This is a genomic window from Nitratireductor sp. PBL-C9, assembly GCF_050877045.1.
In the GTDB taxonomy this organism is placed as follows: Bacteria; Pseudomonadota; Alphaproteobacteria; order Rhizobiales; family Rhizobiaceae; genus Nitratireductor; species Nitratireductor aquimarinus.
In genome coordinates this window covers 715433-728000 of record NZ_JBPAXW010000001.1, presented here as the reverse complement: position 1 = coordinate 728000, position 12568 = coordinate 715433, and the positions used below count along the sequence as shown (strand labels likewise).

The window sequence follows — 12568 nt, the reverse complement described above, 5'->3', positions numbered from 1 at the left end:
TACGGGGCCGGCAGCTGTTGTGCCGGCCCCGCAATTTTACAAGATTAGCGCGTCGACTGCTCGAAGCGGCGCAGCAGCTGGTTGCCGCGGTTCACAGCTTCGTCGAGTGCGGTCTTGGCGTCTTTCTCACCCTGCCATACGGCTTCCAGTTCCTCGTCGATGATGGCGCGGACCTGATCGAAATTGCCGAGACGGATGCCCTTGGAGTTGTCCGTCGGGGCCTTGCCGGTCATCTGCAGAATGGCGATGTCGGTGCCGGGGTTCTCGTCGTAGAAGCCCTGCTCCTTGGTCAGCTCGTAAGCGGCGGTGGTGATCGGCAGATAGCCGGTGTCCTGGTGCCACTGAGCCTGCACTTCGGCGCTGGAGAGGTAGTTCAGGAAGTCGGCAACGCCGGCATATTCCTCGCCCTCATGGCCCGACATGACCCACAGCGATGCGCCGCCGATGATCGTGTTGAAGGGCGCGCCTTCCGCATCCGCCCAGTAAGGCAGGTTCGTCACGGTGAACGGGAAGTCGGCCTCGGCCTTCACACCGGCATAGCCAGCGGAGGATTCGGTAAACATGGCGCACTCGCCCGAACGGAAGCGCGCACCGCCCTCATTGCGGCGGCCGGAATAGCTGAACAGGCCGTCTTTCGCCCATGCGCCCATCTTGTCGATGTGCTTCACCTGCAGGTCGCCATTGAAGGCGAGCTCGGTGTTGGTGCCGGCAAAGCCATTGGCTTCCGTGGCAAACGGCACATTGTGGTAGGCGCTCAGGTTCTCAAGATGAATCCAGGACTGCCATGCCGTCGTGAGCGGGCACTCGGAGCCCGATTCCTTCAGCTTGACGAGGATTTCCTCGACTTCCGACCAGGTAGCCGGCTTGGTCTCGGGGTCGAGACCGGCAGCCTCAAGCGCGTTCTTGTTGATGTAGAGAACGGGCGTGGAGGAGTTGTAGGGCAGCGACAGCATCTCGCCGTCGGTGTTCGTGTAGTAGCCGGCAACCGGCGCGAGATACGCGCTCGGGTCGAAATCGGCTTCGGCTTCCGCCATCACTTCGTAGACCGGCTTGATCGCGCCCTTGGCAGCCATCATCGTCGCGGTGCCGACTTCGAACACCTGCAGGATGTGCGGCTGTTCGCCGGCGCGGAAAGCGGCAATGCCTGCGTTCAGAGCTTCCGAATAGTTGCCCTTGAGCGTGGCAACGACTTCATACTGGTCCTGGCTGGCGTTGAAGTCCGCTACCTGCTTGTCCAGAAGTTCACCGAGACGACCGGTGAAAGCATGCCAGAACTGGATCTGGGTTGCTTCGGCCTGTGCGACGCCGACCATTGCCGGCAGCGCCACCGTTAAAGCAGTCGCGGCGGAAAGCATTGCGCGAAATTTCATCTCTTATCTCCCTGTAGAGCTGGTCGCCGATTTTGAAACCGATCTCTCTTGACCAGCTATTGTTACCGTTGGATGACAACACCTGAAGAACAATATGTCTATACCTGTCGGACACAGAATTTTCATATTGCTTTCATTTACCTTCGTTTTTGGCATAGCGAAAGAGGCATTCGATGCGGCGTTTTTGTCGCGGATGCGGCGCGCGGAAGCACACTGCTTTCGCGTGTCACCGCGGCAGTGTGCATCAATTGGCAGGGTATTCAGACAACGCGCCTGGCAGCCACGACAATTGCATTTATTTAATTGTGGATGGCATTGCAGCCGCGCAGGGCGACGGGGAACAGCCGCCATCACTTGGCGACAGCAGCCGTCTCACGGCCTGAAGGAACATCCGAATCGTCAATGCCATGAGCCGGCGCGCATGGGACGGCGTCGGTCCAGACAGCTAGAAACGCGCCGTTATGGAACCCTGCAGGTTCCAGTCACCGGCCTGCGTGTTTCCACCGTCACTGAGAGCAACGCCGGCTATGAAACTGGCTGAGAAGGTTTCGCCGACACTGTAATCGAACCCCACTCCAAGCCCGCCCAGCGTTGTGCTCCGGTCCGTGCTGTGATCGCCCCCGAAGCCGAGATCGGCGAAGAAGTAGGGGGACAGGCTGTCCTGAACGGGCGGAAGCCAGTCGCCCCCGACCCGGTCTCCCAGCAGCGAGATGTTCGGCAAACGCAGTTCGTTGCGCCAGATGATGCCGCTGTCCACGCTCACATCATCGTAATTGTAACCGCGCACCGCATAGCGCCCGCCAAGAGAGACGCGCTCGGTATCCGGCAGCGCCTCGCCGGCAAGGGTTCCCGAGAGTGAGGAAATCCAGGAGAGCTGCGCCGGCAGTGGTGTGGCGCGGGTGAGATCCATGGCCAGGTAGGCGTATCGAAGGTCATCGATGCGGCCATTGGAAAATGGGTACCAGCTGGCCATGTCATTGCCGTGAAGCACACCGCCCGGATTGGCTTTCACGCGCACATCGACGACCGTTTTGCCCCAGCGGTCTTCGAAATCCCCGCTCCAGCCCAGCACCAGCTGGAAAAGCTCCGCACTTCCCTCTGCCACCGACACGCCGTTGAACAATGTACGGCGTTCGAGACGCTTGAACTCAACACCGCCATAGATATCGCCCCAATAGCGTCCCGGCAGGATGTTGGAGACCGCCGACCGATAGATCACCGGCAGTTCGAACGTGGTGTTCTCAATGGTGAAAAAGCGGTTCGGCCGGTCGCTGCTCGCAACCAGGGCCGGGGCGATTTCCAGACTTTGGCGGGCGAAGGTCGGGATGGTCAATCTGCCCGCATGACTGATGTAACCCGGATAATCACCCTCCCGCGGAATGATGATCCCCGGGTCGCTCCAGATGTCGTCGCTTGCCGTCATCTGATAGGAAATCCAGGGTGCGCCCGGCAGGGGCAGACGCGCAGAACCACCAAGGAAATAGCGGTCCCGCCCGGTGTCGCTTGAGCCGGAATTCGACCAGCCGGCAAAGACCTGCCAGGGCCGCTGCGTCCGGATCATGACGTCAAGATTGCTGAGCGCGGTGTCCTCGCCGGGCCGAAACACCCCTTCGGCGCGCCGGTATGGAGTGCGGTTCAGCCAGTTCAGATCCTCTTCCAGCGCCCGTGCATCGATTTTCTCTCCGCGCGCTGCGCGCAATCCCTTCCGAATGCCCTCGGCTTCGCCGGCGGCAACGCCTTCGACCGTCACTTCACCGGTGCGAAACTCTATGACACGGACCTGCAGCACACCGCTGGTGATTTCCTGCGGCGGCAGGGTGACGGAGACAAACGGGTAACCGGCATCCCTGTAGACGCGGGCGATTGCGGCCTGGATCCTGCCCGCCAGCGCCAGCGTCAGCGGCTCACCGATGAACGCGCCCAGTGCAGTCTCAGCGGCCTGCCAGTCGATGATCTCGATTTTTCCCCCGACGCCTTTCGGCGGTGCAGCGGCAGCCGCATCATCTTCTCCGATCAGATAAACGCCGGCCAGATCAACCCCGAGCGGCGTCGTATCTGTCGCACCGAACTCCTGTTCATCAACGCCGAGAGAAACCGGCTCACCCGGCGCAACCTGCGGCAGGTTGCGCTCAAGGGCGGACTGCGCAAAGGCAACGGGTTGAAAGAGGAGAATGCCAGCGCTCAGTGCGATGGGCAGCGTCAGCAGATGCTGACGGATCGAAAACTCTGATGTCATCATCATTCCACCGCAGCGCTCAGCCATGCGCCGTAAGATCGGTTACAGGGGTAAACGGCCAGCGGGCCGCTTTCGCTGACAGCCACCGGTTCGCAGGTCTCGGTCTCTCCATCTCCTGCTTCGATCAGCAGAGGCGGTGAAGACTCATATGCCTGAGGCTGGATATCGGGTGTCGGGATATTCGACCCGTCGAGGACGGTGAGAATGCCGCCGAGATAGGTCAGTTCGTAATTGGGCGAGAGCGCCAGTGAGCCCTGACCAATGGCGTATGCGCCGACCGGGGAGTTCAGGTTCGCCGTCGTGGACAGGCTGCCGCTCATCTGGTCGCCATTGACCAGCGATCCGGAAACGATGGCGTAGGTCAGCGCGGGATTGGCTTCGTCAATGTCGCGCTGCAGATCGTCCGCCCGCACCGTGACTGCGCGCCTGTTGACGGTCACGTCAGCGCCGGTGAAGGCGATCTGATAGTTGCCGCCAGCCGATAACGACCCCTGCGTGATCCCATAGGCGCCCACATTGCTGGTGGAGGTCGCGCCACTGGACAGCGCTCCGGTGAATACCGATGTGTTGTCGCCGCCGACCAGTCCGCTGTGGGAATAGCCAAGGGTCGGCGCACCGTCGCCATAGGTCATGCTCGCCGCATTTGCCGTCACCCACAGGGTGGCGGGCGTGATGGCGAGAGAACCCGATGCAAGCGTCAGATCATAGCCAAACTGGCCGGAATAAAGCCCCGCCAGGGTCAGGTTGCCGCCCGTATAGGTGCCCGCATCTGCGTTGGCTGCAAGATAGCTGGCCGTGCCGAAAATCCGGGAGCCGTCATAGGGGCCGCCATAAACGAGCGTTCCCACATCGGGACTTGCTGCGCTGCCGTCATAAACCTTGCTGACGCTGCCGCCCGTCACGCTGAGACCGGTCATGAAACCGCGCAGGAGCGGGGTCGTATACCCATCGTAGATGCGCCAGACCGCGCCTGTCCCGCCCTCATCATCAATGTTGAAGCCATAAGCGGTGAAGGTCGAGAGCTGCGTCATCTGCGCGCCTGTAAGGCCGGTCACGCCGGGAACCGTGGGATCATACGAGAAGCCGACAGCATCCGTCAGGCCAGACGCATCGGTGTCCCATAAAGTCGCACTGAAGGAAGCGCCGGTATCAACGAGCCCTGCAATGCCGCCCTCATTGCCGTCGCCGGCAGAGGCGGAGCCTGTGGCATAGGCTCTTGCAACCGATCCGGATGTAGCCAGTTGCCCCAGAAGGCCGCCCGCGAACGCGGCAGCCGACACGGCGCCCGTCGCATAGGAATCCGTGATCGACCCGTCATTCACGCCGGCCAGGCCACCGGCCCCGTTGCCGCCTGCCGTCACATTGCCGGTAGCGAAGGATTGCGTGATGGAGCCCGTATTGTACCCGACCAGACCGCCAAAGTTGAAGTTCAGGTTGATCGCGCCGCCGACAGTCACATTGCCGGTGGCGTAGGACTGATGGATCGTCGATCCGCTATAGGTGACACCAACCAGCCCCCCGATATCGCTGACGCCGCCAATGCCGGTCACCGCACCGGTGGCGGAGGATCGGGCGACCGTCCCATCCAGCGTGCCGACCAGACCGCCGATGCTGTGGGCTGTGCCGGAAACGTCCGTCGAGGTCTGCACATCACCGATGGTGGATCCGGCGTATCCAGCCAGTGCGCCAACATGACCATTGCCGGAGACGCTTCCGCCGGACAGGATGAGATCCGACAGGGACGAACCGGCAGCGGCATAGCCGAACAGGCCGACATAGTCGTCGGCTGCGCGGTCGATGGTCAGACCGCTGATCGCATGCCCCTGTCCGTCGAGACTGCCGCTGAATTCGGCGCCGTAGACGCCGATCGGGTCGAAGCCTGCACCGCCATTCCAGCCTGCCGTACCCGATGCATCGATATCGTTGGCAAGGACAAAGGCGCTGCCGAGAAGACCGCTCGATCCCACGCCCTGCAATCCATAGACATCCGCGATCTGATAGGGCGTTGCAGATGACCCATCGCCCCCGAGCGCACGAAGGAACTCGCCGCCCGCTATGTTGAAATCATTGGCGTGGAAACCCGGAAGTGTGCTGCCGACCTGCGTCCAACTGGCGTCAGACTGGAACCGGTCGACATAAATGTCGCCGGTCACCATGGCGGCGATGTTGGTTGCGGTGCCTGTCCGGTCAACGCGCAGCCTGCCACTGGCGGCCGTCACCGATCCGTTGACCGTGATCGAAGTGTTGCTGGCATGACTGTAGAGAGTGAGTTCATTGGAACTCGCCCAGGCAAGGTCCCCGTTTACCGTCAGGTCGCCATTGACGGCCCCGACAAACACGGAACTCTTGTCGACAGAGAATGTGCCGCCGGTTGAAGCGGTCAGCCCGCCCCCTGCGTGCATACTCATGTTGAGTGAAAAGTCAGATCCGGCGTCCAGAACAATATCAAGGCTCTTGCCATTGTTGTCCGATCTCAGAACGCTGCCCGGAAGATTGGTTATGAAATCCAGATCGCTGTCGCTGAACGAACCCAGCGTGGTCTGCAGGTTCGTGGAAACATCCGTAAGCGCCGCGGCGTCCGTCTCGACCCGGAACGTGTTGCCCCAGATGTCCGCGCCGGAGACCCCGCTGGCAGTCATGCGGTCGGAATAGGTTGCGCTTTGCGTGCTCTCGCCATCGAGATAGGTGAGAACGCCGGCAGCGTCGAGCGATCCCGCATCGGTCAGGATATAGTAGTAGCCATTGGCGCCGGTAACGGCAGAGCCAAACAGGCTGCCGCCGGAAATGCCGCTGACATCAGCCCCGGAAAGCGGTGTGCTGCCGCTGTCAGCATAGGCCGTGCCCGAAACGGCAACCGGCGTCGAAGCATATTGCCAGCCGAAATAGGGGTAGAGGTCGTTGCCAGTGGCCCAGATGGTGTTGTTCAGGCTGAAGCCAAGCCCGAAGTCGAGCGAGCCCTGCATCTGCGCGGTGGTCCGGCTGCCGGTGTTGGTAACTGTCGGAGTATAGAACGCCGTATATCCGATCGCGTCGCTCTGTCCGGTCGTGCCAATGTCCCAGGCCGCGTTGGTCATGGATACATTGTTATTCCGGAGCGTACCAATAAGTGCGCCCGCATAGCCATCGGTCGCCACGCGCCCCGTGACAAAGGAGTTCATAATGGTCGTGTACCGGTCGGCCTCGCCAATGAGACCACCCGCAGAAGCACCATTGATGCCGAGCACCTGTCCGGAAAAATAGCTGTTCTCAATCGTGAGGTCCTCGGAGCCCCCGACAAGACCTCCAGCCACACGGAAGTTGCCTGACGCAACAACCGTCGCGGTCGAGTAGGAATTTTCGACCCTGTTGCTGTTGTCATTGGCGGTTCCAACGAGTCCGCCAGAACGCGATCCGGTTATTGTTCCAGTCGAGCTGGAATTCGATATGGTCAGCCCCTCAGTCACAATGCTCACCAGGCCACCGACGGCGCTGCCCGTGCCGTTTTCCGTGACAGAAACATCCGCATGCACATTGGTCATCGTCGATCTGTCGAGGTTTCCATGAAACCGGCCTACGACGCCTGCGCCCCACGTTTCTGTCTCAACCGTACCGCTGACAGTGACATTCGACATGTGATGACCGATGGCCCCGCCGCTGTTCTCACCGACCAGGATCGCTGTCTGGGAACCTCCGGTCACGCTGGCATTGGTGACGTTGAGGTCCTTGATTTCCGGCTCCGACGGAACGGCCCCCCCCCAATAAGAAATGAGTGCAACATTGTGACCTGAGGGCCGGTTTATAAACAGCCCGTCGATCGTATGGCCCTGGCCGTCCAGATTGCCTGCCAGTCTGACGGGCCTGAACCCTGCGCCGCTGTTCCACCCCGACACTGGCGACGCATCGATGTCACTGACGAGCTGATAACTGAGTTGAGCAAACACCCCTGCTCGACGATCCCTGTCTGTGATTCCCTGAAGCCCGTAGATATCGGAGAGCTGATACGGGTTTGCTGCGGTCCCGTCCCCGCCGCGCGCCCGCACAAACTGCCCAGCATACTCATCAACCCGGAAGTCGCCCGCCTTGAATGATGGCAGGGCAGCCCCGACCTGCCCCCAATAGCCGCGCTGAAGGGTGAAGGTCCCGACATCGACAAGGGCATAGTTGGAATGGGTGTGGATCGTGCCGACGCTATCGGGTCCGCCCTGACCTTTTGCGATCAGCGTCAGGCCGCCATTCGGCGCCAACACGCCAGCGTTCATCTCGATATCGTTGTAGGCGTCCAGCGTCAGCGTGTTTGTGCTGCTCCAGGCCAGGCCATTGTTCACGATAATGTCGCCGGCGCCAGGGGTGCCGGCCACGGGGCCGTTTGCGGTCGTCGCCGTCGTTTGCAGCGTGACGTTCGAGTTTGCGAGGGCGTTCTGAATCGTCTGCGCCGGCCCGTAAGTGATGATGATGTCTTCCGGGTCGATCAGCCAGTTGCCCGTCGTACCGCCCGCAGCGGATGTGTCGATCGAGACGCCGTTGAAGTCGACGGTCTTCCTGCCCGAAGTCTCGATAAAGCCACCCGTGCCGCCGGTCCCGCCCCGCGCGCTGAGCGCGCCGGAGACGGTTGTGTCCTTTTCGGCGAAGATCATGATCTCGCCACCCCTGTCGCCATCGCTTTCAGCGGAGGCGTCAAAGGTTCCGGTGACCGTGATGTCCCCGCCGGTGACGGTGATCGTTCCGCCCTCGCGCGCCGGACGCGGTGTCGGAATGGGCACGTTCGCCGCCATCCTGCGTGCCTTGAGGCGACCGCTGGCCCTTACCTTGCCCGTGGCCCCGGCGGTCAGAAAAATGCGGCCGCCGGAACTGGTGACGCCCGTCGCCTTGATGACATCGTCCGTGTTGCCGGCCAGTGCATAGACATTGCCGCCATTGGCGCGGATCTCGGCATTCGCGGCAGCAATCGTGCCGGAATTCACCGCTTCTGTGTCCGGGCCACCAAGTTCCACGGAGAGGAGCCCGTCCGTATCGGCGGCATCTTTCATCAGCACCTTGTAGCCTGCGCCAAGCGCGGCGGTGCCGTTGGGGGCTTCCAGTGTGCCGGTATTCTCCACCCGCCGGGCAATCAGGGCGATGTCGCCCTGTGCAGAGCGGATCGTGCCGGCATTCGTCACCTCGGCGGTGCTGTTGCCGGAGAAGGTCATCCCGCCGCCATTGAGGAAATCACTGTCGGTCACGTCATGCGTGGAGGCGACAAACGAACCTCCCGTAGCGACCAGACCGCCACTGCCGACCACCACACCGGCTGGATTGATGAGGAACACGCTGCCGGTCGCGGTGAGGCTGCCGTCGATCTGGCTTGAAACATTGCCGGTGACGCGATTGAGCGTCGCGCCGTTGCCGTTGTCGAAATGAACCTGATTGCCCGATCCTACAGAAAAGCCGCTCCAGTTCACGACGCCGGTTTCGGTCGTCTGGCGGATATCCAACCGCGGGCCGTTTGCCGATATTGTCCCGTTGCCGGTCGTAAACTGTCCCCCGGTGGGCAAAACGTCATCGGCCATGGCGGTGGCGGGAACGAGCGCCGTGGTCAGCATGAGCGACGCGTACAGCGCGCGGGAGAGCCGGACACGCTTGGATAAGGTCCTGCTACCCCTCCCGGTTTCCGTCGCACAGAAACCAACCATCCGATCCGTCATGCCTCAATATCCTCCCGGAAGACACGTGTTCCAGCCGATATCACTTTCAATACAGAGTGTTTCAGGTCAGATTCCACCTACCAATTCTGACCAATACTGACTGAATCTGACGACCGGGCTGACGGACAGCCATCCGTCATCGTGAAACCACAGGGGTTATTGTGCGGGCGTTGTAACGCTGCCTCTTTCCCGGCTCGCGCACGGTCTGGAAAACCTGCTGGCCTCCTCCAGTGCCATCACAGCGAGCTATAACGATCCACATACTTGCGCATGTAAACGGCGACACGCCGTGTAAACACCTTCTCAATCTGCAAGCGAAGACGTCGTGGTTAGCAAGGCCGGGTGCAACGACGATTTCAAAATAGGAAAACTAGCTTATGTGCCAATAAGCCCCGCATGGCCCGCCCTTCAACCTGAGCGGAGGCGATGACAGTACAGGAAATGAAAATGCCCGCTCTGCACCGCCACGGGACAGTCGAGCACGACCCGTGGCGCTGTTAACGTGTCAGGCTCCATTACATCCATGCCTTTTCGGGCATGGAGAATTCATGCTGTTTTCAATCGCCGTTATTATTTGGCCGCACGCTGCAACCGTTCTATACAGCGTCTGAATCTGGTTTCCACGCAAAGCTCCAGGGGACACAATGGCATTTTTGTCGCGGGTGGCGGCAGGCGCGATCACGCTGTTTGCACGTTTCATCACCGCTGTACGCGCCGACTGGCAGGGCATCGAGCCGGTTCCCCGTCAGCGCGTCTATTTCGCCAATCATGTGAGCCATGGCGATTTCATCCTGCTATGGACGGTGTTGCCGCCGCGCATGCGCCGGCAGACCCGGCCCGTCGCCGGCGCCGATTACTGGCTGAAATCACCCGTCAGGCGCTTCATCGGCCGTGACGTGTTCAATGCGGTTCTGATCGACAGAAACCGGGACACGCGCGCAAGCGACCCCATCGGGCAAATGGCCGATGCGCTGGATGGCGGGGCCTCCCTCATCATCTTTCCCGAAGGCACGCGCAACGAGACCGACGCGCCGCTGCTCTCTTTCAAGAGCGGCATCTACCATCTGGCCAAGACGCGGCCAGACGTGGATTTCGTTCCGGTGTGGATCGACAATCTGAACCGCGTCATGCCCAAGGGCGAATTCGTGCCCGTACCGCTCATCTGCACGGTCACGTTCGGTGAAGCCATGCGGGTCGGCGATGACGAAACGAAAGAGGCTTTCCTCACCCGGGCGCGCGATGCGCTTCTTTTCCTCTCGGCAGCTTCGGAAGGTGACGCGTGATGAGTGAACATCAGATCGACCTTTTGAAACTGCTCGGCGGATTGGCCGGCGTGCTGATTGCGGCATCGCTGGTGGGCTATGTGCTTCAGCGCAAATTCTCGCCCGATGGCACCAACACGGCCATCGAAAACCTCAACGACCGGGTGAACGCCTGGTGGGTGATGATCATCCTCATGGGCGGCGCGCTGATGTTCGGCCGGGTTGGCGCGATCCTGCTGTTCGCTTTTGCATCATTCGCCGCACTGCGCGAATTCGTAACGCTGACCAACACGCGGCGCGGCGACCACTGGGCGCTCGCCTCGGCCTTCTTCATCTTTCTGCCGCTGCAATATTATCTCATCTATATCGACTGGTACGGCCTCTATTCGATCCTGGTGCCGGTCTATGCGTTCCTTCTTCTGCCCATTGTCTCGGCGGTGCGCGGCGATACGGATCATTTCCTCGTCCGGGTGGCGGAGGTGCAATGGGCGCTGATGATCTGCGTCTTCTGTGTGTCCCACGTGCCCGCGCTCCTCACGCTGGATATCCCCGGCTATGAGGGACGCAATTTGCTTCTGATCGCCTTCCTCGTGGTGGTCGTGCAGTCGAGCGACGTCCTGCAATATGTCTGGGGCAAGCTGCTCGGGCGCACGAAGATCGCGCCCAACCTCTCGCCCTCCAAGACACTGGAAGGTTTGATCGGTGGCGCGCTCAGTGCAACGCTGGTGGGCGCGGGGCTGTTCTGGATGACGCCCTTCACCCCGGTTCAGGCCGGGCTTCTGTCCTTCGTCATCGTGCTTCTGGGCTTTTTCGGCGGGCTCGTCATGTCTGCCATCAAGCGTGATCGCGGCGTGAAGGACTGGGGGCATCTGATCGCCGGGCATGGCGGTTTCATCGACCGGCTGGATTCGGTCATCTTCTCGGCCCCGATCTTCTTCCACCTGGTGCGCTACTGGTGGTCGCTCACATGAGCCCTGCGCTTGCCCGACTGGCGAGATCGAGCGCCGTTCACATGGCGTTCGCGTTTCTCGCCATGGGAAGCTGGGCCGTGTTCGCCAACCGGGGGCACGCAATGCCGCGTCCGCTGGTGGCGGGCATGGTGCAGGGGCTTTTGTCCGCCTGCATCACACTGTTCCTGAAGCGCATCGTGGAGTGGCTGACCAGTCGCTTTTCCGGCCTTGGCGCGCTGGTTCTGCCGCCGCTCATCGCCTGTCTCGTTTCCGCAACGCTTCTGTCCGCGATCCACGCGGCAGCGGGCACGCCCGAAATCCTTGCGACGGTCGCCCTGCCGCTGACGGTCGCCACATCCTATGCCGCCCTTTACACCTACACCCTATGGAGCGCCCGACCGTGAGCGATACTGAGAACCGACGTCCGCTGGCCAGCCGCGACACCGGCTGGGCGCACAGCATCACGCGCTGGCTGGCCGCCACAGCCATCACGCCAAACCAGATTTCCATGGCGAGCATGGGCTTTGCAGCCCTCGCCGGTCTCGCCCTTTGGCAGGCGGGATCTGCCGATGGCGTGATCCGGGCAGTGCTTCTCATTCTGGGCGGGCTGTTCGTGCAGTTCCGCCTCCTGTGCAATCTGTTCGATGGCATGGTTGCGGTCGAGGCGGGCAAAAGCGCGCCGGACGGCGCTTTCTGGAACGAGTTTCCCGACCGGGTCGCCGATATCGCGATCCTCATCGGTGTCGGTTATGGCCTTGGCCTGCCAGCACTTGGCTGGGCGGCGGCGGGTTTTGCCGTCCTGACGGCTTATGTGCGCGAGCTCGGTCGCGCCTGCGGCCAGCAGGCAGACTTTTCCGGCCCGATGGCCAAGCCGCACCGCATGGCGACCATCACGGCGGCGGCCGTGCTGTCGCTCTTCGAGCCGCTCTGGAACGGGCGCAGTGAAGTGTTGACCGTGGCGCTCTGGATCGTGGCCATCGGCGCGGCCCTCACTGCGCTGCGCCGTTCGGCGCGTCTGGTGAAGGCGCTTCGCGGATAGCGCGTTTCGCTTTCAGCTGAAATCCGCACAAATACGAGAGCAGATCGAGCA

General features: G+C 61.6%; 7 protein-coding genes. 4 read left to right on the top strand and 3 right to left on the bottom strand.

All coding sequences use genetic code 11. The features are described 5' to 3' along the window. Positions 1–44: 44 nt before the first annotated feature. From ugpB to ACRTG1_RS03355, 3 genes are all read right to left on the bottom strand, one after another. Positions 45–1370 (bottom strand): sn-glycerol-3-phosphate ABC transporter substrate-binding protein UgpB, encoded by a 1326-nt coding sequence (gene ugpB, locus ACRTG1_RS03365; protein ID WP_113157072.1) that lies wholly within the window; start codon positions 1368–1370, stop codon positions 45–47. Positions 1371–1815: 445 nt separating this feature from the next. Beyond that, entirely contained in the window at positions 1816–3606 is a 1791-nt protein-coding gene (locus ACRTG1_RS03360) for a ShlB/FhaC/HecB family hemolysin secretion/activation protein (RefSeq protein ID WP_432515485.1), read from the bottom strand. A 2-nt stretch (positions 3607–3608) separates the two neighbouring features. Further along, complete coding sequence (locus tag ACRTG1_RS03355) at positions 3609–9266, bottom strand: MBG domain-containing protein (protein ID WP_432515484.1); 5658 nt, start codon at positions 9264–9266, stop codon at positions 3609–3611. A 644-nt stretch (positions 9267–9910) separates the two neighbouring features. Between ACRTG1_RS03355 and ACRTG1_RS03350 the strand changes: the two genes are divergently transcribed. The 4 genes from ACRTG1_RS03350 to ACRTG1_RS03335 are packed head-to-tail and all read left to right on the top strand — an operon-like array spanning position 9911 to position 12517. After that, positions 9911–10549 (top strand): lysophospholipid acyltransferase family protein, encoded by a 639-nt coding sequence (locus tag ACRTG1_RS03350; protein ID WP_432515483.1) that lies wholly within the window; start codon positions 9911–9913, stop codon positions 10547–10549. Further along, complete coding sequence (locus ACRTG1_RS03345; protein WP_432515482.1) at positions 10549–11499, top strand: phosphatidate cytidylyltransferase; 951 nt, start codon at positions 10549–10551, stop codon at positions 11497–11499. The genes ACRTG1_RS03350 and ACRTG1_RS03345 overlap by 1 nt, the downstream gene beginning before the upstream one ends. Continuing rightward, positions 11496–11882, top strand: a complete 387-nt coding sequence (locus tag ACRTG1_RS03340) for a hypothetical protein (RefSeq protein WP_206546481.1) — start codon at positions 11496–11498, stop codon at positions 11880–11882. Before ACRTG1_RS03345 ends, ACRTG1_RS03340 begins: the two co-directional genes overlap by 4 nt. Further along, positions 11879–12517 carry a CDP-alcohol phosphatidyltransferase family protein gene (locus ACRTG1_RS03335; protein ID WP_432515481.1) on the top strand — a complete coding sequence of 213 codons (639 nt, stop codon included), beginning with the start codon at positions 11879–11881 and terminating at the stop codon, positions 12515–12517. Before ACRTG1_RS03340 ends, ACRTG1_RS03335 begins: the two co-directional genes overlap by 4 nt. Positions 12518–12568: the final 51 nt, after the last annotated feature.